This window comes from Microvirga terrae (assembly GCF_013307435.2).
Classification (GTDB): domain Bacteria; phylum Pseudomonadota; class Alphaproteobacteria; order Rhizobiales; family Beijerinckiaceae; genus Microvirga; species Microvirga terrae.
This window is the reverse complement of the sequence record NZ_CP102845.1, coordinates 4,915,774-4,937,879: the sequence shown is the minus strand read 5'-3', so window position 1 is coordinate 4,937,879 and position 22,106 is coordinate 4,915,774. Positions and strand designations below refer to the sequence as shown.

Sequence of the window (22,106 nt, the reverse complement as noted above, 5' to 3'; positions counted from 1 at the left end):
GGTTGTGTAAGCCTAGTGTGACAAGACGGCCTGGAGGAAGCTTCCGAGGCGCGGATCGCGTGGCGAACTGAAAATCTCGTCGGGAGGCCCTTCCTCGATGATTCGTCCTCCATCCATGAAGACAACCCGGTCGGCGACTCTACGCGCAAAGCCCATCTCGTGAGTCACGACGACCATGGTAACCCCTGTCTTTGCAAGTTGCTGCATCACATCCAAGACCTCGCCCACCATTTCTGGATCCAGCGCGGAGGTCGGCTCGTCGAAGAGCAGGACCTTCGGCTCCATGGCCAGAGCTCTGGCTATTCCGACGCGCTGCTGTTGCCCGCCGGAGAGTTGCGCTGGATATTTCCCCACGTGACCTTCGAGCCCGACGCGGGCTAGCAGGCGCTGAGCGCGCTCCTCGGCCGCTGCCCACGACAGGCCGCGCACGCGGACAGGGCCGAGCGCGACATTACGAAGAACGGTCATATGCGGAAAGAGGTTGAAGCTCTGGAACACCATTCCAACCTCAGTGAGAACGGTGCTCTTGCGTCCGTGGCCGACCTGCGCCCCGTCGACGATGATCTCGCCGCCGTTGTGCTCCTCAAGTTGGTTGATGCAGCGGATCAACGTGGACTTGCCAGACCCGGACGGACCGATGACGACGACGATCTCGCCTTCTCTGACCTGGAGATCGACGCCATGCAGTGCCGTGAATAGGCCGAACGACTTGACGACGTTCTTCATCTCGATAATCGGGCGCGTCATCGTCCCCTCACCGCAAGTCTCTTCTCGAAAACCCCCACGAGCCGCACGAGCGGCATCAGGAGCAGGATGTAGATGACGGCCGCGCTGATGAGAGGCGTCGGGTTCGCCGCCAGCGCCTGGGCCTGCGTTGCCTGCTTGAGCAGGTCCGGCATCGCCACTACGGATGCGAGAGCCGTGTCCTTCATCACGTTGATGGAGTTGGATGTGATCGGTGGGATCACGATCCGAAGCGCCTGCGGCAGCACCACGTCGCTCATTCGCCGCCAGGGGCTGAGACCCAAGGCACGGGCAGCCTCAAACTGGCCCTTCGGCACGGCCTCTATGCCGGCCCGGAAGATCTCAGCGGAATACGCAGCGGACACGAGGCTCAGGGCAGAGGCGGCAGCTCCAAAGGGGGAGAGCCGCAGCCCAATGAAAGGCAGGGCATAGTAGATAACGACGAGCAGGACCAAGATCGGGATGGAGCGGAAGACATCGATATAGGCGATGGCGATCTGCCTGAGGGGTGATCTGGCATAGAGCCGGAGCAGGGCGAGAACCAAGCCGCCGATGAAGCCCAGGACGATGGCTGTGACTCCCAGGGTTAGCGTGGTGGTCAAACCCGATAACAGGAGCGGGAGCGTTTGAACGAAAACCTTCCAGTTCAGGAAGGTGTCGAAGATGGACATGACGGGCAGCACCTCAATTTTCGTGGCCATGCCGAGCGCCCGGCACGGATGCCAGACGCTCGGGGAGAGCTGCTGTCAGAGCTTGGGCATCTCCATGACCTTGACGGTTGCCGAGTTCGGCTCGGCCTTGGCGCCGAACCACTGCTCGTGGATCTTTGCCAGCGTTCCGTCCTGCTTCATTTTCGTGATCTCGGCATTGACCTTTTCTGCCAACGGGCTGTTCTTCGCGAACATCATCGAATACTGCTCGCCGGTCGGGATGCGCTCCACCACCTGATAGATCGGCTTGTCCTTGATGTAATACTGGACGGCCGGGATGTCGCTGACATAGCCGTCGATGCGGCCTGCTGCGAGGTCGAGCATCGCCGGAGCCAAGCCCTCGTAGCGGCGGATGTCCGAGAATTTGTACTTCTGCTGGTTCTCAGTCGACCACATGTCGCCGGTCGAACCCGTATCGACTGCGGCCACCTTGGTCGCCATACCTTCCAGGTTCTTGATGCCCGAGTTGGCTCGCACCGCCAGCGACTGGTCGCTATCGTAATATGGCTGGGCGAAGGATACCGACTCGAGACGCTTCTTAGTGATGGTGATCGAGGATACGGCGGCATCAACCTGACCCGACTGCACCGCAGCAAACAATCCGTTGAACGGGATGTTCACGAAGGACACGTTCATGTTCAGGCGCTTGCCGACTTCTTTAGCAAGGTCGATTTCGAAACCGACGATCTCGCCCTTCTCGTTCTGGAACTCCCACGGAACGTTGCCGACGTTCGCTCCGACCTTCATGTCGGCGGCAAAGGCCATCGTTCCTCCCGATATGACGAACACGGCCGTTAAACCTGCGACGAATGTGCTGCGTCGGGTGAATTTCGCTGACATCTGGTCCTCCATCTTGCACGCCGGCTCCATGGCCGGCGACCGATTCTCTGCTGCCATCTGGTAGCCGGCTCCCTGAACGCTTGCGTTGGCCGGACGTATTGGCCAAACTGGTCTTACCAATCTGACCAGTTGATCGTGCAGCCATCCTGGCGCATGGTCAAGGCCAATCCGGAGTCCGCGGCGATTAAAATGCGGTCCAGAGATGATCAAAAATGAGGCTCATGAGCTAAGCCCGACGCGCCATGAGCGCTCGATGCGAGACCGAGATGAGGGTGCCTGATGACGAGTGATGCAGTGAGTCTGTCTGAATTGGAACTCGCCGATCGCACGCCTGTGCCACGCGGCATCGTCGATCATATTCAGCGCCTGATCCTGAAGGGCGGCCTCAAGGCCGGTCAGCGGCTTCCTTCTCAGCGGGAACTGGCGGAGCAGCTGGGCGTCAGCCGTCCGTCCGTGCGGGAGGCCCTGACCGTCCTGGAGACCATGGGTCTCGTGACCGTACGGGTGGGCAGCGGAGTCTTCGTCGCAAAAGCCGATGCGCGCCGGCCGCTGTGGCGCTACTCGGATCGTTGCACGCCGGCCGATGTTTACGAGGCACGCCTGGGGCTGGAAGGGTACGCTGCGAGGCTCGCAGCCGCGCGCATCGACAAACCCGCCGAGGAGCGCCTGAGACGGTGCACCGATGCGATGCGAACCGCTTTCGAGGCGGGCGACGTGATCAGCCTCGCCGTAAACGACACGGAATTCCACGACATGATCTTTGAGCTCTCTGGAAACCCGGTTCTCGCCGCCATGTATCGGCCGGTCCGCGAAATGCTCGTCGAAAGTCAACGCCTTCCCATGGCGCAATTCGATCGCCTGAATGAAACCGTGTCTGAGCATGAGGCCATTCTGGAGGGTATAGCCAGCCAAGATCCTGACGCGGCAGAATCGGCCATGCAAAGCCATATCCGCTCGGCTGCAGGCCGGTTTGGCGTTTCCCTCTGAGGAGTGCGTCCATAATGAAGGTGACCGTCGATATGCTCGACGGCAGTGCCCGCGCGGACGCTCAAGGAGTTCGCAGATGCTCCCAAAGAGACCCTTTTCCAAGACAATGCATAGAGGTCTAATGGCCAATTCAGGCGCTATCGATGAGTGGGTAAGCCATTGACTTCCACGGAGGCATGCTCAGGAAGGTCGCCTTTGGATTAGGTTCTGAACATCCCTCACCCTTCACGAAGGTGGCTTCAGCCGGATGCGAGGACCCAAGCCGAGGCTTAGGCTCTGTAGTTACCTCCCAAGGTGAATTGCCGGGGCGCGCTAAGGCTCGCCATAGTGACACGAATGCGCTCCAGCCGTTGCTCAATGTGAACTAACGACCGTCAGCCAGGAGAGGATCATGGAGATACACGGCCTCCATCATGTGGCTCTCCCATGTGCGGACCTGGAGCGCTCCCGCCGCTTCTACCGGGAGATCCTCGGCCTGACGGAAATCCCCCGGCCCGCCTTGCCTGTAGCCGGCGCGTGGTTCCAGGTCGGCGCTAACCAGGAACTGCATCTGGTCGTCGGGGATGCTCAGGCAACATTCCGGATTTCCAAAGGACTGGACACCAACGACATCCACTTCGCCCTTCGGGTTACCAGCTACAGGCAAGCTCTGGAAGCGCTCAAAGCCCAAGGCTATCGCGAGGACATGAGCCCAGATGATCCGATGGGCATCAGGACTTCGATGCGGGTCGGATACCCGCAGATCTATGTTCTCGACCCTGACCGCAATGTCATCGAGATCAATGCCGTAGGCGCCGACTGACGGGCCGCGATTCAGACAGCTCAGGCGGAGACATTCTGCCTGTGATCTCCATCACAGATGCTGGATGGAGCACGTCGTAAGCTCCTCACGTGTCGAAGAGGAGCCTTCCATGAAAGCTGATATCAGGACGTTGACCCGCGTTGCCATTGCGCTCTCTGCCAGTCTCGCTTTTGTTGCTGTTCACGATGGAGCCACAGCCCGCGACCGCGGCTATGATGGCAGCGGCTTCGTGGTTCGCGATCATCGCATGCCACCCGTGGTGCGTGATCATCGAACCCCCGTGATCGTCAGAGACCATCGGGACGAACCCGTGATCAGAGACCATCGCACGACTCCGATCGTGCGGGATCACCGAGTCCCACGAGGACCTCAGGGCGGGGTGACGGTCACATCCTCGGGAAGCAGGCGCGGCGGATCACCCTGCATCCGCTCGGTATTCGGCGGCCCTTGCTTCGGCCTTTGAAGGGAAGTTTGGGGGACAAGCGCGGATGTTCGGCCGCCCCCGTTCCCAATGTAAGAGCTTCAAATGCGCGGCTTTCGGGCCGCGCCTTCCGGCCTTTCGGTAGGCGATGTTGAAGCGGCGCGTCATCCGATCTGGAAGCTGGCAGCGCTCGGCTGCAGATGATTGGCGACGACCACGAACTTGATTTGGGCGGCTGCGCCTGTCCCATCGGGACCGTAGAACACATCGCCGGTCGCCTGATCGCAGACGATGTCGTACATCCTGATTGACAATCGTCCGCGATCCAGGAAGCTTGGTTCCATGAATGTCAAGCAAGCAGCCAAGGAGCTTGAGGCGCTTGGGGATATCACCCGTCTCTAGGGCTACTAGGCCCTTGTTCGCGCGGGAGAGGCAGGCCTGCCCGTTGGGCAGGTCCAGGAGCGGCAGGCCACAACCATGATCGGCAGAACCAATTGTCCGGTGTGAATGGTGTGGTCGGCGTCCTGGCCAGCGTACGCTGCGCCGACACCAGATGCTCGACCGGGGCGGAGAACGCCGCATGCCTCATGCGCCGGCGTTTTCCATGCTGCCGGAGATATCAAAAGGGGAGGGAACGTCCTCCTTCTCCCCACCCTCCCGCTCCCGACCATAGGACTCCTCTCATGGCTTCGTCTCGCGTGTTCCCCGCAGCCGTCATCGGCGTCGGCCTCCTGCACTTGGCACTTGGACTGAAAGCCTCCCGTACGATTACGAGAGCCAGGGCAACATCATGATGTCTCTCGACGAAACAGACCGCCAGATCCTCAAGATCCTGACGCGCTCCGGTCGCGAACCCTTGAAGCAACTGGCGAGTGCCGTTGGCCTGTCCCGCAGCACCTTGACGGCTCGTCTTCGACGGCTGGAGAAGAATGGCTTCATTCAAGGCTATTGTGCCGTCCTGTCATCCGGCCTCTTGCCGAGGCCGAACCAAGCCGTCCTGCTCGTGAAGCTCGACAAGACGCCCGCTTACGACATCGTCGATGCCATTCGGCAGATCGACGAGGTCATTCAATGCCGGTCAGTGGCTGGCGACATCGACCTCGTGCTGGATGTTGCCGCCGACGCGGTCGAAACCCTCAACAAGGTTCGGGACCGGGTTTCGACACTGTCCGGGGTCGCCGATGTGCGAACCCACATGGTTCTAGCAACGAACTTCAGAACCGTATTCTCCTGAAACGCTCATCCCTGCTGGCAGCACCACGCCGCTACATGCGGCAGGGTTCTTCTCTGAGCACGGTGGCCAAGCGGCCCAGGAGATGAGACGCGTCCTCGCGGGTGAAGCAGAGGGGCGGCCTGATCTTCAGAACGTTGTCGAGCGGCCCGTCGGTGCCGATCAGGATGCGGTGCTCGCGAAGGCGGTTCACGATGTACGACGCCTGCCTTTGCGCCGGCTCGAGGGTGTCATGGTCCTTGATCAACTCCACGCCGATGAAGAGGCCAGATCCCCGGACGTCGCCGATCACCGCGTGTTCCTTCTGAAGCTCGCGCAGTCCATCCAGCATGAACGTGCCGACGTCCAGAGCCTGTTCCTGAAGGGCCTCCTCATCGACGACGCGAAGGACCTCGCGGCCGATCACGCAAGCAAGCGTGCTCCCGCCGAAGGTGCTGAAGAATTCCATCCCGTTTGCGAATGATGCGGCAATTGCCGGGGTCGTGACGACGGCCCCGATGGGATGTCCATTCCCCATGGGCTTGCCCAGGACGACGATGTCGGGCACAACCCCTTGAGTCTCAAAGCCCCATTGGTGGGTGCCGATGCGTCCGAGACCGGTTTGCACCTCGTCCGCGATGCATACGCCCCCGACGGACCGGATAGCCGAGTATGCCTGACGGTAATAGTCCGGGGGCGGAATGATCTGCCCGCCGACGCTTGGGAATATCTCACAAATGAAGGCGGCGACCCTCCGGTTCCGAGCTTGAATTCGTTCGACGGCCGCGCGGACGTGATCGGCATACTTCCGCCCTGCCTCTGGGTCGCTCCCCTTGTATGGACCCCTGTAAGGATCGGCGACGGGCACCACGTCAACCCAGTCCGGTGCTCCCCGCCCTCCGGGACCATTGAACTTGTAGGGACTGATGTCGATTGCCGTGTTGGTGTTGCCGTGGTAGCCGGAATCCATCGCGATCGTGTCGACGGCTCCGGTGTGGGCGCGCGCAAGCCGCAGGGCGAGTTCGTTCGCCTCGCTTCCCGAGTTGACGAAGAAGCAGACGCTCAGCTCATCCGGAAGCCGCGACGTCAGCGCATCCGCATACTCAACCTGCGCTGGGTGCAGATACCGCGTGTTGGTATTGAGCAGTCGGTTCTGCCGCTCTGCCGCAGCGACGATCCGTGGGTGGCAGTGACCCACGTGCGGTACATTGTTGTACCCGTCGAGGTAGGTTCGGCCATCTTGATCGAACAGGAACTGCTTGTAGCCCCGGAGCAAGGTGATAGGCCTGCGATAGGAGAGCTTCAGGTTGCCGGCGAAGCGCTTCCTGCGCTGAGGCAGGACGGTGTCTGTCGTGATGGTGACGGCGGCGGTATCCTCATCGGCCAGGTTCAGGAGTGCCGCACCATTGGGGTACAGTGCCATCCATCCGGCGGACTCGTCAGGATCGGCGACGCCGGGCCAATCCGCCCCGCGACCCAGTGTGGTCAGGCCGAGCTGAAAATGGACATGAGGAGTCCAGCCGCCGTTCTCCGTCCGATCACCGATGAGAGCGATGACCTCCCCGGCGATCACGGTCTGCCCGGGCGCAAGGCGTGTGACGACGTCTGCGGCCAAGTGACCGTAGAGCGTATAGAACCTGTCGCCGTCCGGCGTCGTGTGTTCCAGGACTGCCACGCCACCATAGTCGAGCGGCGAGGTGCGGAGCTCGACGGCATGCACGACGCCGTCGAGGGGTGCCCGGACCTCGATGCCGGCATCGACGAACACGTCCACGGCGATGTGGACCGTGCGTCTGTGGGATCCCGCATAGGGGGCCTTCCGGAACTCAGGCCCCGTGTAGATGAGACGCGGCTCGCCATAGCGGCCGAGCGCGATGTCGGCACCCCCCATCGCTTCGGCGACCGCGTCGTCCAGGTCGTCGGCGTCAAGATCGAACGGGTTGCGGGGGGATGCGGGACCGGCGACGCTCAGGTCGATGACCGGAATTCCGTCGAGATTCCGGCCGAACATCGAGGCGAACCGGCCTCTATGGCTTTCGATCCAGCCCATCACCGCATCGGAACGGGGGTGTCCGGCCCGTCCGCACGTGACTCGAAGGCACGCGAGTACCAAGTCGGGCGCAAGGCTGGAATTCGCCTCCAGGAAAGCCCAGGCCGGCTGCTCGGATATCGTGACATACGGGTCGTCGGGCTTCTCCCGTTTGACGATTGCGGAGTTCGTGACGCTCACGGCAAGTCGCGTCAGGACAAGGGGAAAGAGCAGGGCTAGTTCTTCGTCGCTCAACGGCCGGACGCTGTCGTACCCGGCGACAAGCGCCGCAAGAGCCGCAACGGGGCGCTCCTGACCGAGAACCGCGTAGGCTCCGGCGATTGCGAGTTCCGCGATCACGGGAGCGTCGATCATGTCGCCGAAGTCGATGATTCCCGACAGCCGCGACTCCCCCGTGCTCGCATCCACGAGCATGTTGTAGTCGTTGATGTCGTTGTGAATCGCCGTGGTGGGAAGGGCGTTGAGGCGGCCCAGCAGGCCATCGTCGAATGCGGCGACAATCCGCTCGACGATCTCCCGCCTGCCGGCGCCATCGATCAGGTCGGTCGCATCTTGGATCCATCCGGATCGGCGCAGATCCCATTTGATGTCTCGCCCAAGGGCAGGGTGTGTGAAGCCCTCGAGAGCGCGATCCATCATCGCCAGGGTGGCGCCGATTTCGCGCAGCAGGGAATGGGTCTGCGGGCTCGTTTGCGCATAGACGCGGCCGGGGAGGTTCGTGATGAGCCAGACCAACCGTTCCTCACCATCTTGATCGGGTGTCGACACGAACCGGGATCCGTCACGCGCCTTCACGACACGGGGCACGACCACCTCCGGGCCATGCTGCGCGATATGGTCGAGCGCTTGGCATTGCACCTCGATGAGCGAGGTCTCGCATCCCGGCCGCATCACCTTCAGGACATGGGTTCTCCTTCCATCCTGGTGAACGGCGAAATTCAGATCGTATTCCCCGTCCAGGGGAGTGAGAGAGGCCTGGATGCCGTAGTGCTCCAGGAGCACGTTTTCCCACCATGTTTGGTTGGCCACCTGGACGGGACACATCGGCGATGCCTCTCTCATATCTATTTCTTTCTTCACGGACCTGATGTCACACCGCGGGCGAGGTCACATTAGCCTCATTCATAACGCCAGTCGCCACGCAGGACTCGGCGATGGGCCGTCACTTTGCTCAAGTCGACCGCCATTTTGTCTGATGAACGATCCCCAATGCTGACGTTCCCTCGGAGAGATGGCCATCGACCTGCGGCTGAAAGCTCTGCGAGCCCTTCAGATAGACGGCGTTCTCGGACGCTTCACGAACGAACCCCTGTTAGCGCTTGGCCCTTTCTGGTTGGAGGGGGTCGCTCGTCCTGATTGAGGATAATCCATGCTCAATCGCCTTGCGCCCGGTCAGGCGCCAGACCGGGCGCAAGCCCTTCCGCGACTGGACAGCCTAGCAGACGCGCCCTGCCAGAATCAGCGAACGTCAGGAGCCGACTAGACAGCTGACCCTGTTACGGTCGCGCTGAATGCTTGAGATTGACCCTGGGTGTGTCAAAACGCGGCCGATGATATGATCTCCCAGCCATGTTTGGAGGTCAGATGAGGCGCATTGTTGAAGGCGTGGATCGCAGCCAGACCGCCCTGTCTTGAAAGCCTGGACGACTGGGTTGATGAGAACAACCCGGTGCGCGTCATCGACTCTTTTGTCGACTCGCTCGATCTGCGGGCACTTGGCTTTGACGGTGTTGTGCCCGAAGCCACCGGACGCCCGTCGTACCATCCCGCTATCCTGCTCAAGCTGTACATCTATGGCTATCTCAACCGGGTGCGATCGAGCCGGCGCTTGGAACGCGAGGCCAGTCGCAATGTCGCGCTGATGTGGCTCACCGGCCGCCTGGCCCCTGATCACAAGACCATCGCCAAATCCCGCAGAGACAGCGGCCGCACAATCCGGCAGGTCTGCACCCAGTTCGTTACCCTGAGCCGCGGGCTGGGGCTGCTGAACACCGCCAGCGTATCCATCGACGGTGCTGAACATTCTAGGCATCCAGCCGTTGATAGCCGCCCTCAAGACCTAGGGCCGGGCTGTGCCCGCGTCTTGAAGCTCAGAACGCACAGGACACCCGCTTCTTAAGGAGTTCGAGCCTCATTCCATCGGCGACTGGCGGAATGGCGCTCACTGATGATGGCGGAGTTCTCTGGCTCGTTGGGAGCTGCAAACCAACTTCTGCCAAAGCGCCTTTAAACGACCAAGACCCACCCCGGACTTCCAGAAACCTTGGTTCCGAGCAAGTGACCGCCCAATTTTGTGGTAGGATCATAAGCCAAGACAGTACGGGCTGGGGTCGACCATTTTAGCCCATGTTGCCCGGTTCAACGGTTAAGCGAGGCTATAGTTCAATCGACTATCGGACGGACGGGGCATTGAGTTCTCTCCTGAATGCTCTTCTGCAGGGTGTCTGGGGCAGAGCTCAGCTTTTCCGGTCTTATACGTCGAAACACAGCCGAGCTGCTTTCCGCGTTTCACGTTCGTGAGAGCGTATGAGTGCCGTACTCGAGGCCTTGACTTCCGCCCGTGCGAGACTTTCCCCGATAAGGAGAGGGCGATATTCGCCGCTCATGTGGCATCCGCGCTTCAATCAGATACGCGACATATCCAAGGGTGGCTCGACGCCCTCGCGAAGCGGGCTCACATATGGGGTTTCCCGTGTCCTCTGGGCGAGATCGTCCTTGGCGGCGGTTATCAGGGATGGATCGGTTATCGCGGCCATCCCGGTGGCTGCCATGGCCTTGGCAACATGCACCATCGCCTTGTGCGCCGCCGGCATCTTGCCCTGGGCTACGACCTGCCATGTGTGAAACGGTGTGCCGATAGCGACCGTCGGCGCGTGCGCCTGGACGGTCGGCACCACCCAGCTCACGTCGCCGATATCGGTCGAACCGATCATCGGCTTGCGCGGCGAGTCGAGCGGCGTCAGGAAATCGGCGAGAGGGGCATCGGTCCTCGGCTGGCCGATGGCTCGGTAGACCGATGCAATCTCCTGGTCCGACAGGGTTGCGCGGATCTTCCGGGCAAAGTCACGGTCGGCCTCGTCGAAGGGTGGAGCTCCGAGTTCCTCCATGGCATTATGCAGAGCATGTTCGAGCGGCGTGTTTCCAAGCGTGTTCGAGACGGCGCTGACGATCCGCATCTCGACACTGGTTTCCGTCATGAGGGCGGCGCCCTGCGCGATCTTATGCACGCGCTCGACGAGGTCGAGCATACCCTGAAGGTCCATGGCACGGATCGAATAGCGCACGCGGGCATAGGCCTGCACCACGTTCGGCGCGATGCCGCCCGTGTCGAGCAGGGCGTAATGCACGCGCGCGTCGGACGGCATGTGCTCGCGCATGTAGTTCACGCCTACGTTCATCAACTCGACCGCATCGAGCGCGCTTCGCCCCAGATGGGGCGAAGCGGCCGCGTGAGCGGCTCGGCCCGTAAAGGCGAAATCGGCGCGCGTGTTGGCAAGAGACAGTGCGGGCGCGACCTCCCAGAAACTGTAGGGATGCCATGATATCGCGATATCGGCGTCGTCGAAGGCTCCGGCGCGAACCATGAAGGTCTTGGCCGCGCCACCTTCCTCAGCCGGGCAGCCGTAATACCGGACGCGGCCTGGAATGCCCTTCTCCGCAAGCCAGTTCTTCAAGGCAATCGCGGCCAGCATCGCGCCCGATCCGAGGAGATTGTGACCGCATCCATGTCCATGGCCGCCGGGCTCGATGGGACGATGCTCCGCAACGCCCGATTCCTGGCTGAGCCCCGGAAGCGCGTCGTACTCGCCGAGGAATGCGATGACCGGGCCGCCTTCACCGGCTTCGCCGATGATCGCGGTCGGGATGCCAGCGACACCCTCGGTGACACGAAAGCCCTGGTGGCGCAGTTCCGCGGCATGTTCGGCGGCCGAGCACACCTCGGTGTAGCAGACCTCCGGCATCCCCCAGATGCGGTCGCTCAAGGCAATGAGGCGGCTCTTCGCGGCATCCACATGCTGCCAGATGTCATTTCGGACGTTCATGTCTTGCTCCAGAATCGGTCGTGGACGGTCGGCGAGGCGACGTTGCTTTACAAGGCGCCCACTTCAGCCGTGATCAGCTCTTCAGCCGGTGGAATACGCCCTTCGAACCAGTAAGCGGCGGCCGCGCGGGACATGGCGGCACCGTCATGGCCCACGCCTTCGACGCGGATCAGCTTCCAACGGAAGGGAAGTCCGAGGCGTTCGGCTTCGCGGCGGGCGAAATCGTAGACGAATTGCGCACGCCCGTAGCGATGTGGCCCCTGCCTAAGGGCCTCCGCCTGCGCCGGCAGGTTCGGATCGTCGGTGCTGATGTCCTGATCGCCCGCGAAGATGTGCATCGGATAAGCGAACCAGCGCGCTATACTGGTTTCATCGAAGCCGAGGCCGCCGAGTCCTTCAGGGAAGCTGCGCTCCAGGGTTGGCAATGTGTACCAGCCCGGATTGCCCGCGATGACGGCCTCGAAGGAGCCATGATCCTGCGTTGCAAGCATCCGGTGCGCGAACTGTCCTCCGGCTGAGTGACCGAAGAGCCACGCCTTCGCGCGACGCGTCACGCCACCTTCCTGCAGGGCGGCCAGGACGCGGGCCGGAATGCCATAGAGCCACTTCTCGACAGGACGCACGCTTCCGCCGTCCTGGATCACCAAGCCGTTGTTGTACGATTCCGGTCCTGGGAAGGACGCGTCGGAGAAGGTGGGTGCGGCAATCAGGATGCGATGCTTCTCCGCGGCTGGAATCCAGAAATCCCGATACTCGTCGCCGTTGCGAAGCATGCCATGCTGGACGATGACGACCGGATCGTCGGGACCGTGGCCGGCCGGGCGATAGAAGTTGACCTCGATCAGCCTGTCAGGATGATGAGAATCGACGAAGGTAAGCGAGCTACGGCCGATTTCAGGGCTAAGAGTCGTTGTCGTCATGTGTTGTCCAAATTGTGGAGATGGCAGGCTGCGCTACGTCCGGGGGCGATCTCTTTCAGAGCCGGGCGAACGTCACGGCATATTGCCATCGCGTGCTCGCAGCGAGGGTGGAACGGGCACCCGCCGGGCGGCGCCAGAGGGGAGGGCAGCTCGCCTTTGAGTGGTTGGAAAACGCGCTTGCGCTGCGCCGTGGAGGGGCTCGCCGCAATGAGCGCCGCGCTGTAGGGATGGGCCGGTTCAGCGAAGATGGCTGAGGCCGGCCCGATCTCGACGATGCGCCCGAGATACATGACCGCGACGCGGTCGCTGATATGCCGGACGACTCCGAGATCGTGGCTGACGAACAGATAAGTCAGGCCATGCTTCTCGCGAATGTCCATGAACAGGTTGATGACCTGGGCCTGGATCGAAACGTCCAGCGCAGAAACCGGTTCGTCGCAGACCAGGAACCCAGGCTTCACTGCGAGCGCGCGGGCAATGCCGATACGCTGGCGCTGTCCGCCGGAGAACTGATGCGGATAACGGTTGCGATAAGCGGCATCGAGGCCGACTTCGGTCAAAGCCTTGTCGACGGCGGCGTCGATATCGCTCTTCGGCAAAAGGCCGTGAACCCGCAAGGCCTCTCCGACGATGGTGCGCACCTGCATTCGCGGATTGAGCGATGCATAGGGGTCCTGAAACACCATCTGGACCTTGAGCAGATAATCCAGCCGGTCCTTGCCGCGCAGTTCGGCGACGCGCCGTCCTTCGTAAATGATGTCTCCGGCGGTGGGTTTTGTGATCCCGGTCGCGGCCCGCGCCAGCGTGGACTTCCCGCAGCCGGATTCGCCGACGAGGCCAAGCACCTCGCCCCGCTTGACGCTGAGATCGACACCATCGACCGCTTTCAGCACGGGAGGTGGCGGGACGCTTCCGGTTGCAGCCAGGATGCGCTGGGCGATGGTCGCCTTGCCGCGAAAGTACTTCCTGAGGCCGCGCAGCTCGAAGAAGGGCTCGGTCATGGGGCAACGCCTTCGGGCACGGGATTGTGGCAGCGATAGCTCTGCCCGTTGCTCATGACCCGCGACGGAGGATCGATCTGCGCGCAGACGGGCATGGCGCGCTCGCATCGCGGCCGGAACGGGCATCCGCTCGGGCGCGCGTCGATGCTGGGCGCAGCGCCGTTGATCTGCCTCAGGCGCTCGCCGGGGGCGACCATCGCGGCCGAGGAGCCGAGGAGGCCAAGCGTGTAGGGGTGGCGGGGGCGATCAAGAACGTCGTCAACGGTTCCCGTCTCGACGATCCGCCCGGCATACATGACGGCAACCCGGTCGGCGAGCTCGGCGACGACGGCAAGATCGTGCGTGATCCACAGGATCGCCGTGCCGGTCTCCTGGCTGAGCTTCTGAACTTCGAACAGGATCTGGCTCTGAATCGTGACGTCCAGCGCCGTCGTCGGCTCATCGGCGATGATCAGGTCGGGCCTGTTCAGAAGGGCGGTGGCAATCGCCACGCGCTGGCGCATGCCGCCGGAGAACTCGTGCGGATACTGTTTCAATCGCGTCTCGGGAGAGGAAATGCCTACCCGGGACAAGGTCCGGGACGCCTCTTCCAAGGCCTCGTGCGTGCCGCAGGGGCGGTGCTCCTGGATCGCCTCGCACATCTGCTCGCCGATGGTGAGGACCGGGTTAAGGGTCATCAGCGGATCCTGAAAGATCATCGCGATGCGGTCGCCCCGCAGACCGCGCAGGCGTTCTTCGGACGCCTGGCGTAAATCCTCTCCCTTGAACAGGATGTCGCCGGAAACAATCTCGCCGGGAGCGTCGATCAATTGGACCAGGGAGAACCCGGTCACCGACTTCCCGGAGCCGGACTCGCCCACGAGCCCCACGATCTCGCCGGGCTGCACCACGAGATCGACGCCGTCGACGGCCGGCCATGCACCGGCGAGATCGTGGAAGACGGTTCTCAGTCCACGCACTTCGAGCAACGGGGAGGTCATTGGCCCCTCACATTGAAGCTGCGGCGCAGGCGCTCGCCCACGAGGTTGAGGGACATGATCAAGAGCACGAGAGCGATGCCCGGGAAGGCTGCGATCCAGTATTCTCCGGAGAGCAGGAACTCGAACCCGTTGGCGATCAGAAGGCCGAGGGACGGCTGCGTCACCGGAACGCCGACTCCCAGAAAGGACAGGGTGGCTTCCAGCGTGATCGCGCCCGCGATGCTGATCGTCGAGACGACCAGGACGGCGCTGATGGAGTTCGGCAGGAGATGGGCCAGCATGATGTGGCGGGTAGGCAGGCCGAAATTGACCGCGGCTTCGATGTATTCCTTGCGCCGCTCGACGAGGGCCGCCGCGCGCATGAGGCGGGCATATTGCGCCCATTGCACCAGAATGATGGCGATGATCACCTTGTCGACGCCGCGCCCGATCGAGGCGAGGAGCACGAGGGCGATCAGGATCGACGGGAAGCCGAGCATGAAATCGACGACGCGCATGATCGCCGCATCGATGGCTCCGCCGAACTGTGCCGCGACAAGGCCCGCGAGAATGCCGATGGCGAGCGCGCCTGCGGTGGATGTGAGGCCGACCAGAAGGCTGGTCCGCAGACCGTAGAGAATGGCGCTGAGCATGTCGCGGCCCTGCGCGTCGGTGCCGAGCCAGTAGGTGATGCCGGTCATCCCCCGCGCTCCGGGCTCAAGGCGGTTGTCCATCACGCTCAGCGACGCGAGGTCGTGCGGGTTCTGCGGCGCGATGAAGGGAGCCAGCAGCGCGAGCAGCAGGAGGATTCCCAAGAGGACGACCGCGCCCCGCGTCGTCGGGCGGCTCTTGATCCGGCGCAGGACCTTGTGGCGCAGCGCCGTATCGGCCTCGGCCGTCACGGCCGCCGTCTTCGAAGCGGTCATGCCATTTCTCCCGTCAGCTTCACGCGGGGATCGAGTGCCGCGTAGAGAATGTCGACGAGGAAGTTCACGGCGACGAAGAGGAACGTTGCGAGCATCACATAGGCGACGACCACGGGGCGGTCGAGCTGGTAGATGCTGTCGATGAGGAGCTTGCCCATGCCCGGCCAGGCGAACACGGTCTCGGTGATGGTCGAGAAGGCCACGAGGCTGCCGAATTCCATGCCGGCCACCGTCACGACGGGAATGAGGATGTTACGCAGCACATGCCGCCCGACGATGCGCTTGCGGCGCACGCCCTTGGCGCGGGCATATTTCACGTAATCCTGCGTCATCGCTTCCGTGGTGCCCGCCGCCACGAGGCGGATCATCAGGGCCATGTTCGGAATGGCGAGGTTCAGGGCGGGCAGGGCAAGATGCTTCAGGCCATCGAGGGTCAGCAGGCTCGTCGGAATGCCGAACACGGAAACCGTCTCTCCGCGCCCCGCCGTCGGCAGCCAACCGAGGAAGACGCTGAAGAGCAGGATGAGCATCATGCCCTTCCAGAAGCTCGGAAGGGAGAAACCGAGGATCGTTCCAGCCATGATGGCGCGGCTCGGACGGCTCTCGGGATTGAGCCCGGCCAGGAGACCGAGCGGAATGCCGATGATTGCGGCAAGGCTCATGGCCAGGAGGACGAGCTCGAAGGTGGCCGGCAGCCGCGCCAGGATCAGATCGACCGCCGGAACGCCATGGACGAAGGAGAAGCCGAGATCGCCTTTCAGGGCCTTGCCCAGGAAGCCGAGATATTGCTGCCAGACCGGCAGATCGAGCCCGAGGCGCTGGATCATGACCATGCGTTCGGCGGCGCTGACCTGTGGCGGCACCAGGAGCTCGATCGGGTCTCCGATGCCATAGACGGCGAGGAAGACCACGATGGAAACCGCGAGCAGAACCAGGACGCTCTGGATTAGGCGTTGCAGGATGTAGGCCGTCATGGGAGGCGTTCCGATCTGCTCGCGGGTTCGTTCACGGCTTGCTTACTTCGCGGGCTTGACCTGCATGGCCATCGTGAATTGGTCCGCGCGGCCGATGTAGTTCAGGTTCGCCTTGTAGGCCCAGATGGTGCTCTCGAAGTGCAGCGGGATGAACGCGCCGCCTTCGATGGCCTTCGTTCCGGCCTGCTTGAGAAGCTCGGCCCGCTTGGCCTCATCGAGGGTGGTGATCGCCGTGCGGATCAGCTTGTCGAATTCCGGATCGGCATAGCCGCCGTAGTTCGAGCCGCCGATGGTCTTCGCTTCGTCCGGGGTCGCGGCCCACTGCTTCAGGAAGGACGAAGCCTCGCCGCTCGTGGAGCCCCAGCCGCCGAGAGCCACGCTGAATTCCTTCTTGGCGCGACGTGGGAAGTAGATGGCGCGGGCCATGGCGTCCACTTCGGAGCGGATGCCGACCTGCGTGAGATACTGGGCAACGGCCTGCGTGATCTGGCTGTCGTTGATGTAACGGTCGTTGGTTGTCGAGAGCGTGACCTGGAAGCCGTTCGGATAGCCGGCCTCCGCCAGGAGCTTCTTGGCCGCGGCCGGATCGTAGGCGAGCTTCGGCGGGTTCTCCAGCGCGCCGAACATGCCGTTGGGCAGGAACTGATAGGCCGGCTCGGCGGCCCCGTCCATGATGCGCTTGATGATGGCGTCGCGGTCGATTGCGAGCGACATCGCCTTGCGCACGCGCGCATCCTTGAGCGGGTTCTTGCCGTTCTCCGCCTTCACGAACGGGCTCGGCTCGCGCTCCACGTCGAGCTGGAAGTAGATGACGCGGGTCGAGGGCGTGATCACATGGCCGAAGCGCTTGTCGTCCTTGATGCGGGACACGTCGCGCGCAGCCGGGTTCTCGATCACGTCGTAGTCGCCGGCGAGCAGGCCCGCCAGGCGCGGACCGGCATTGGGGACCGGCACGAAGGTCACGCTGGCCCAAGGCTCCGCCGGGCCCCAGTACTTGTCGTTGCGCTCGAGCTCGACGCTCGTGCCCTTGGTGTAGCTCTTGAACTTGTAGGGACCCGTGCCGATGGCGAGCTTGCCGTCGTTGAAGTCGCCGACGACGGGCCATGCTCCGGTGACGCCGCAGTTCTTCGCGACATCGAAGGTCAGCTTGTCATGCGGAAGGATGGACGAGTTCAGGATGGCGAGGCCGGAAAGGAAGTTCGGCAGCAGCGGGTCCGGCGCCTTCGTGGTGATGACGATGGTGTGCGGATCCGGCGCCTCGACGGCCGTGAAGTTGCCCGTGATGTCGGCGAACGAACCTGCGATCGCCGTCTCGTTCTTCAGGGTACGGCAGAAGCTGAAGATCACGTCGTCAGCGGTGAAAGGCTGGCCGTTCGAGAACGTCACGCCTTGGCGGAGCTTGAAGGTCCAACGATTCTGGCCGTCGTTCTCCCACGACGTCGCGAGATTGGGCAGGACTTTCTGCTTCTCGTCCTGTTTGGTCAATCCGTCGAAGATATGAGCCGCCAGGGCATTGTTCGGTGTCAGATCATGGTAGTGTGGGTCGATCGCTGTCGGCTCGGAGCTGAGCGCGATCTTGAGGGATTGAGCCCATGCGGGAGCGCTGAGCAGGCAGGTGCTGGCGACGAAGGCAAATATGAGTGGACGGCGCATCGAGTATCTCTCCGGTTCCCTTGGCGACTGCTTTTGACAGATTTATTTTCTCAGATTAAAGATCATGAAAATATCCTGACGTCAATCAGTCTGGAGTGCCCGTGTCTCAAGTCCTGAAGCCGACGACGGATCTGGCTCACCGCATTGCCCTCGTGTATGCCGCGCTCAGTGACGCACATCGGCGCGCGGCGGACTTCGTGCTGCAGAACCCTCTCGAGACGGCGACGATGACGATCGAGGGTTTCGCGGAGCGCAGCGGCGCCTCCACGGCGACGGTGACACGCTTCGTCCGCTCTCTGGGTTACGCCGGCTACGGCGAGTTCCGGGCGGCGCTCTCCGAGGCGCTGCGACTGGCGATGGCTCCCGTCGACAGTTTCGCCGATGCCCACAGCACGAAAAGTTCCGCCTTCGCAACCTTCGTGACAGCTCTCAAGGATCAGGCCGCCAACCTGGACGAGACCCTCGCGGCCGTCGATGAGGAAACCTGCTCCCGGGCCATGGACGTTCTGTTGCGCGCCCGTCGTATCTTCATCGTCGGATCCGGGGCAAGCCACCATGTGGCGGCGCATCTGGATGAAGGATTGACGCTCTATCTCGATTCGAGCGTAATCTTCGCATCGTCCCGCGGAGGCGCTGAAAAAGCGGTCCGGCACCTGATGAATGTGGGACCGGATGACCTCGTGCTGGCCATCTCGCTTCCGCGTTATTCACGGGGAACCGTCGATCTAGCGAAACTCGCCAAGAACCGTGGGGCGACGATCATGGCCCTGACGGACGGGCCGAGTTCGCCCCTTGTCCCCATCGCCGACATCACCCTCTTCGCTCCGGCGAGGAACCGGCTGCTGCCGAATTCGCCGACCGCTGCCTTCGCGCTTGCCGATGCCATCGTTGCTGCGGTGGCCCGGGAGCGACCCGATGCCGTCGAGGCCTTGAAAGAACTCAGTGAAAGTCTTCTCTGGACGTTCTATCAGTGACAATCTGGCGTGTAGCCGCTCAGATGCATCGTTCCATCATCGAGGGCCGCTCCTGTAATGCTCTCCGACTGAACGTCGACTTCTCTGGGAACTCGCTGACGAATCCGGATAGACTTGAAGACCTGCGACAAAGGACTGCTCCTGGCATTCCTGAGACGTAAGCGAATGCTCCGCTTCCACACTCAAGGGCCGACGTCCGTTGGGACCGATCCTCAGCGGCGATGCAGCACTCGACGCAGGAGGACATCGACGATGAGGCCCTGCACGCTAGGCGGCCGGTAGTGCCCCGGGTGGCGGTATCCATGCTCGTAGGGAGGATACCCGCCGTGATCCCGGTGGCGTCCGCCCTTGTATCCCTTCCACTTCTTGTACTTCCACGGCTTGCCATGGCCGTATCCCAGATCCTGGTTGCCGGCTCTGCCAGAGGAAGAAGATGAGCTTGGCGATTTTCCTGAACATTCGAGATCCCATGTGCGGTCGTCGTGCTGACAGCCCTGGATGACCATGACGTCCGGCCGAGAGGCCATCGTCGCGCACATCCGGCATACTCTGCGTCGGTTTGTGAGAAGGGCGAACGAGGAAGCTCGCCGTCAGGCCGATGTCATCGAATGGGAATCTGTATGGATATCTCCCAAGTTCGGAGCACGGCACACGCGCTCGTCAGGTGAGAGAGTCCGACATCGCAACCTCCTGGGAGATTGTCAGAGGGGCTCGGACCCCAATGACATTGATCTGGTGGCAGGATCGCTCTTTTGCAGGCCTGCCTTGCACGGCTCGGCCGCGGTCACTCCGCGCGTGACGCGTCGCGGATCAAAGTGTCCGCAATCGCTTGCCGCTCCTGGGTGAGGGAACCGGTCGCGACGGGCTGGCCCGCTCGCCTGTACCAGTAGGCTGCATTCGAGAGATCGCCTTCCTTCCGATGCAGATAGGCATGGACCCAGGCGCATTGACGGTCAGCCTCGTCCATCTGGACAAGGCCGTGAGCCCTTTCCCAATCTTCGCGGGCGTCCCACCAGAGGGCCTGCAATGCTCGGCTCCAGCCTTCAGGGGGACTGGAATAAGACAAGGACGCCTCGAACGTGTCGAAACTCATGATCCACCTTGCAACAGCATTCACGCAGGACACCGTGTATGTGTCAGCGATATAGTCCGATCCGCGTCGACGGAAAGCTTCAGGACCGCTTGTCGAGTTCCAAGGCCCTCACCGTGCGACAGGTCCCGTCCGGCGCATCGGGTGGATGACCGTCGCGGTAGTAATAGGTCGCATCGCCCGTCAGGATCCTCGCCAGTCCGTCGATTTCGGTTGCCACACGGTCGGACTGTTTGTACTCGGGGCACCCGATCGGGATATCGGCCAGTGATCTCGTGAGCAAGCGCCGGGTCCGGCGTAGGGATGCCAGCAGAGCCGGCCGGCAATCTCGGGGGACATCATGCGCCGGGACCATTTCGAACGACCATGCCGCATGTGAGCGGACCTCCGGAGCCGGGCGGCGCGTCAGCCGGACTGTCTTGGCGCGACCCTGGTGCGGCCGCGGACGTATCCGAACGAAAGCGCCGATGCCGGACGACCGATCCGCTGCTCCAGTATCTCCTGCTTGGTAAGTAGAGCCCTGATCGCCAGATTGGGACATCCCTACAAGCCTCGATCACCGCTATGACGTGAGCATTCGTTTCGTTCGGGTCGGATACGGTTTGGGTCTGGCCAGTCATCGTCACCTTCATCAAGAAGAGCGAAGTTATTGGTTCCAAGGCTGGGATACTATGGAAATGTTCTTGATTTGTTCGCGAGTTGTGGAATCCGGAACGCTTGCCAGACGGCATAACCATATCCGAGCATCTGGCGTTCATGTGTCTCTCGAGTGGATTGGATTTGCCAACTGTTGAAAGTCTGGAAATGGCACTGGGCCGACCTTGGCCGTATTTCCGCAATAGAACGGCATTGGAATTTTCGTAAAATCTCGCGCAAGAACTCAGATTGAACCATTCCAGCCTTTCGCGATTGAACTATCCTATCGAAAATTTTCCTGCCACTCGGCTTAATACTGTGTATTTGGTTTCCGCGATTTGTCTGGTTCTCACGCGGTTTCATTTCTATTGGACAAGTTGCTTCTCTAGCAGATTTGGATTTGACCAAGAGATTGCGTTTCAGAAGTCCAGAATTCGGCAGTAGACGCCCGCTCCGACGCTTTTGGATTAGTAGAACCGTAGCCAAGCAACTGTGAAAGACATTCTGCAACCTAGCCATGCCTTTTTGGACTGACGTTTAGGCCGTGTTTTCCTATTCCTCTAGGACCCGCGATCAAGCTCTAACTTGAGTGACCTTTTGAGAGCGCGAGTACACACCGAGGCCCAGACCGCCCTGAAGATGTCCAGCAGGAGCAGGACGTCGTTTAGCGCCGGAAGGGCGTCGACCGGAAGAGCATCGATCATGTATGGGATGGGACGTGAATGGTTCAAGGCTCATCAGATGACCGCTGCGAATAGGGGCGGCTCAACCGCCGCCCTTTGAATTTCCCGCCATCACGTAATTGGGTCTGAGCTTTAGACCAATAGGAAGTTGTCGCTCGTCAATGCCAAGCCGCTGCTGAGCTGTGCAAACTTCACCTGGTTTGATGAACCGCTACCGTCTCGATCATAATAGAGTGCGCCGGTCGTCGAGTCATAGATAACTCGATCATCAGCATCTTGCGCTCTTGCCCCGACTTGGAAGGCTTCGGCAGATAACGTGCCGGTTGGTCCTGCACGGTTGAAGATCCTGTCCTCCAGACGGATCGTATCTTCGGCTACATTGAAGTCGACAATCCGATCAACGTTCGATGGAGACAATGCATCGCCGAAGTGGAATGCGTCGCTTCCCGGTCCACCGACAAGCCTATCGTTTCCAGCACCGCC

At 61.9% G+C, this 22,106-nt stretch carries 20 protein-coding genes and 1 pseudogene; 5 read left to right on the top strand and 16 right to left on the bottom strand.

The genetic code is table 11. The features are described 5' to 3' along the window. Window positions 1–12 precede the first annotated feature (12 nt). From HPT29_RS23170 to HPT29_RS23160, 3 genes are all read right to left on the bottom strand, one after another. Complete coding sequence (locus tag HPT29_RS23170; RefSeq protein ID WP_173945795.1) at window positions 13–747, bottom strand: amino acid ABC transporter ATP-binding protein; 735 nt, start codon at window positions 745–747, stop codon at window positions 13–15. Then, window positions 744–1,415, bottom strand: a complete 672-nt coding sequence (locus HPT29_RS23165; RefSeq protein ID WP_173945814.1) for an amino acid ABC transporter permease — start codon at window positions 1,413–1,415, stop codon at window positions 744–746. The genes HPT29_RS23170 and HPT29_RS23165 overlap by 4 nt, the downstream gene beginning before the upstream one ends. Window positions 1,416–1,490: 75 nt before the next feature. Further along, a complete protein-coding gene (locus tag HPT29_RS23160) occupies window positions 1,491–2,294 on the bottom strand; it encodes a transporter substrate-binding domain-containing protein (RefSeq protein ID WP_173945815.1) in 804 nt (267 codons plus the stop codon). Between the two features lie 279 nt (window positions 2,295–2,573). Between HPT29_RS23160 and HPT29_RS23155 the strand changes: the two genes are divergently transcribed. Both HPT29_RS23155 and HPT29_RS23150 read left to right on the top strand, forming a co-directional pair. Then, the gene (locus tag HPT29_RS23155; protein WP_173945796.1) at window positions 2,574–3,281 is read left to right on the top strand and encodes a FadR/GntR family transcriptional regulator; all 708 of its coding nucleotides are present in this window, start codon (window positions 2,574–2,576) and stop codon (window positions 3,279–3,281) included. Window positions 3,282–3,672: 391 nt separating this feature from the next. Continuing rightward, the gene (locus HPT29_RS23150; protein ID WP_173945797.1) at window positions 3,673–4,083 is read left to right on the top strand and encodes a VOC family protein; all 411 of its coding nucleotides are present in this window, start codon (window positions 3,673–3,675) and stop codon (window positions 4,081–4,083) included. 85 nt (window positions 4,084–4,168) lie between these two features. Here HPT29_RS23150 and HPT29_RS23145 read toward each other — a convergent pair whose 3' ends face one another. Beyond that, window positions 4,169–4,408 carry a hypothetical protein gene (locus HPT29_RS23145; protein ID WP_173945798.1) on the bottom strand — a complete coding sequence of 80 codons (240 nt, stop codon included), beginning with the start codon at window positions 4,406–4,408 and terminating at the stop codon, window positions 4,169–4,171. Between the two features lie 260 nt (window positions 4,409–4,668). Further along, complete coding sequence (locus HPT29_RS23140; protein ID WP_210812651.1) at window positions 4,669–4,818, bottom strand: hypothetical protein; 150 nt, start codon at window positions 4,816–4,818, stop codon at window positions 4,669–4,671. 476 nt (window positions 4,819–5,294) lie between these two features. Here HPT29_RS23140 and HPT29_RS23135 point away from each other — a divergent pair, with 476 nt between their 5' ends. After that, window positions 5,295–5,738, top strand: a complete 444-nt coding sequence (locus HPT29_RS23135; protein ID WP_173945800.1) for an Lrp/AsnC family transcriptional regulator — start codon at window positions 5,295–5,297, stop codon at window positions 5,736–5,738. A gap of 31 nt (window positions 5,739–5,769) precedes the next feature. On the opposite strand, the gene HPT29_RS23130 is transcribed toward HPT29_RS23135, so the two are convergent. Next, complete coding sequence (locus HPT29_RS23130) at window positions 5,770–8,826, bottom strand: aminotransferase class III-fold pyridoxal phosphate-dependent enzyme (RefSeq protein WP_210271955.1); 3,057 nt, start codon at window positions 8,824–8,826, stop codon at window positions 5,770–5,772. A 522-nt stretch (window positions 8,827–9,348) separates the two neighbouring features. On the opposite strand from HPT29_RS23130, the pseudogene HPT29_RS23125 reads away from it, so the two are divergent. Beyond that, window positions 9,349–9,823, top strand: a pseudogene (locus HPT29_RS23125) (transposase); the annotation flags it as partial. A gap of 565 nt (window positions 9,824–10,388) precedes the next feature. On the opposite strand, the gene HPT29_RS23120 reads toward HPT29_RS23125, so the two are convergent. Genes HPT29_RS23120 through HPT29_RS23090 form a run of 7 tightly spaced genes read right to left on the bottom strand, consistent with a single transcriptional unit; the run spans window position 10,389 to window position 18,240 of the window. Beyond that, window positions 10,389–11,807 carry a M20 family metallopeptidase gene (locus tag HPT29_RS23120; RefSeq protein WP_173945802.1) on the bottom strand — a complete coding sequence of 473 codons (1,419 nt, stop codon included), beginning with the start codon at window positions 11,805–11,807 and terminating at the stop codon, window positions 10,389–10,391. A 47-nt stretch (window positions 11,808–11,854) separates the two neighbouring features. Further along, window positions 11,855–12,727, bottom strand: a complete 873-nt coding sequence (locus HPT29_RS23115) for an alpha/beta hydrolase family protein (protein ID WP_173945803.1) — start codon at window positions 12,725–12,727, stop codon at window positions 11,855–11,857. Next, entirely contained in the window at window positions 12,724–13,728 is a 1,005-nt protein-coding gene (locus tag HPT29_RS23110; protein WP_173945804.1) for an ABC transporter ATP-binding protein, read from the bottom strand. Before HPT29_RS23110 ends, HPT29_RS23115 begins: the two co-directional genes overlap by 4 nt. After that, window positions 13,725–14,708 (bottom strand): ABC transporter ATP-binding protein, encoded by a 984-nt coding sequence (locus tag HPT29_RS23105; RefSeq protein WP_173945805.1) that lies wholly within the window; start codon window positions 14,706–14,708, stop codon window positions 13,725–13,727. Before HPT29_RS23105 ends, HPT29_RS23110 begins: the two co-directional genes overlap by 4 nt. Further along, the gene (locus HPT29_RS23100) at window positions 14,705–15,613 is read right to left on the bottom strand and encodes an ABC transporter permease (protein WP_173945806.1); all 909 of its coding nucleotides are present in this window, start codon (window positions 15,611–15,613) and stop codon (window positions 14,705–14,707) included. Before HPT29_RS23100 ends, HPT29_RS23105 begins: the two co-directional genes overlap by 4 nt. Further along, window positions 15,610–16,587 carry an ABC transporter permease gene (locus HPT29_RS23095; RefSeq protein ID WP_173945807.1) on the bottom strand — a complete coding sequence of 326 codons (978 nt, stop codon included), beginning with the start codon at window positions 16,585–16,587 and terminating at the stop codon, window positions 15,610–15,612. The genes HPT29_RS23100 and HPT29_RS23095 overlap by 4 nt, the downstream gene beginning before the upstream one ends. A 42-nt stretch (window positions 16,588–16,629) precedes the next feature. After that, entirely contained in the window at window positions 16,630–18,240 is a 1,611-nt protein-coding gene (locus HPT29_RS23090) for an ABC transporter substrate-binding protein (RefSeq protein ID WP_173945808.1), read from the bottom strand. A gap of 101 nt (window positions 18,241–18,341) precedes the next feature. On the opposite strand from HPT29_RS23090, the gene HPT29_RS23085 reads away from it, so the two are divergent. After that, window positions 18,342–19,214: a MurR/RpiR family transcriptional regulator gene (locus HPT29_RS23085; RefSeq protein WP_173945809.1), complete on the top strand. Its 873-nt coding sequence runs from the start codon at window positions 18,342–18,344 to the stop codon at window positions 19,212–19,214. Window positions 19,215–19,998: 784 nt separating this feature from the next. On the opposite strand, the gene HPT29_RS23080 is transcribed toward HPT29_RS23085, so the two are convergent. The 3 genes from HPT29_RS23080 to HPT29_RS23070 all read right to left on the bottom strand — a co-directional run bounded on the left by HPT29_RS23080 (window position 19,999) and on the right by HPT29_RS23070 (window position 22,040). Further along, complete coding sequence (locus HPT29_RS23080; RefSeq protein WP_173945810.1) at window positions 19,999–20,307, bottom strand: hypothetical protein; 309 nt, start codon at window positions 20,305–20,307, stop codon at window positions 19,999–20,001. A gap of 79 nt (window positions 20,308–20,386) precedes the next feature. After that, entirely contained in the window at window positions 20,387–20,587 is a 201-nt protein-coding gene (locus HPT29_RS23075) for a hypothetical protein (RefSeq protein ID WP_173945811.1), read from the bottom strand. Between the two features lie 1,168 nt (window positions 20,588–21,755). Then, the gene (locus HPT29_RS23070) at window positions 21,756–22,040 is read right to left on the bottom strand and encodes a hypothetical protein (protein WP_259060305.1); all 285 of its coding nucleotides are present in this window, start codon (window positions 22,038–22,040) and stop codon (window positions 21,756–21,758) included. Between the last annotated feature and the right edge of the window lie 66 nt (window positions 22,041–22,106).

What these genes read in the sequence shown, in the direction of transcription:
- HPT29_RS23170 (WP_173945795.1), bottom strand. Translation starts at nt 747, where the DNA reads ATGACGCGCCCGATTATCGAGATGAAGAACGTCGTCAAGTCGTTCGGC.
- HPT29_RS23165 (WP_173945814.1), bottom strand. Translation starts at nt 1,415, where the DNA reads ATGTCCATCTTCGACACCTTCCTGAACTGGAAGGTTTTCGTTCAAACG.
- HPT29_RS23160 (WP_173945815.1), bottom strand. Translation starts at nt 2,294, where the DNA reads ATGTCAGCGAAATTCACCCGACGCAGCACATTCGTCGCAGGTTTAACG.
- HPT29_RS23155 (WP_173945796.1), top strand. Translation starts at nt 2,574, where the DNA reads ATGACGAGTGATGCAGTGAGTCTGTCTGAATTGGAACTCGCCGATCGC.
- HPT29_RS23150 (WP_173945797.1), top strand. Translation starts at nt 3,673, where the DNA reads ATGGAGATACACGGCCTCCATCATGTGGCTCTCCCATGTGCGGACCTG.
- HPT29_RS23145 (WP_173945798.1), bottom strand. Translation starts at nt 4,408, where the DNA reads ATGGTCTCTGATCACGGGTTCGTCCCGATGGTCTCTGACGATCACGGG.
- HPT29_RS23135 (WP_173945800.1), top strand. Translation starts at nt 5,295, where the DNA reads ATGATGTCTCTCGACGAAACAGACCGCCAGATCCTCAAGATCCTGACG.
- HPT29_RS23130 (WP_210271955.1), bottom strand. Translation starts at nt 8,826, where the DNA reads ATGAGAGAGGCATCGCCGATGTGTCCCGTCCAGGTGGCCAACCAAACA.
- HPT29_RS23120 (WP_173945802.1), bottom strand. Translation starts at nt 11,807, where the DNA reads ATGAACGTCCGAAATGACATCTGGCAGCATGTGGATGCCGCGAAGAGC.
- HPT29_RS23115 (WP_173945803.1), bottom strand. Translation starts at nt 12,727, where the DNA reads ATGACGACAACGACTCTTAGCCCTGAAATCGGCCGTAGCTCGCTTACC.
- HPT29_RS23110 (WP_173945804.1), bottom strand. Translation starts at nt 13,728, where the DNA reads ATGACCGAGCCCTTCTTCGAGCTGCGCGGCCTCAGGAAGTACTTTCGC.
- HPT29_RS23105 (WP_173945805.1), bottom strand. Translation starts at nt 14,708, where the DNA reads ATGACCTCCCCGTTGCTCGAAGTGCGTGGACTGAGAACCGTCTTCCAC.
- HPT29_RS23100 (WP_173945806.1), bottom strand. Translation starts at nt 15,613, where the DNA reads ATGACCGCTTCGAAGACGGCGGCCGTGACGGCCGAGGCCGATACGGCG.
- HPT29_RS23095 (WP_173945807.1), bottom strand. Translation starts at nt 16,587, where the DNA reads ATGACGGCCTACATCCTGCAACGCCTAATCCAGAGCGTCCTGGTTCTG.
- HPT29_RS23090 (WP_173945808.1), bottom strand. Translation starts at nt 18,240, where the DNA reads ATGCGCCGTCCACTCATATTTGCCTTCGTCGCCAGCACCTGCCTGCTC.
- HPT29_RS23080 (WP_173945810.1), bottom strand. Translation starts at nt 20,307, where the DNA reads ATGAGTTTCGACACGTTCGAGGCGTCCTTGTCTTATTCCAGTCCCCCT.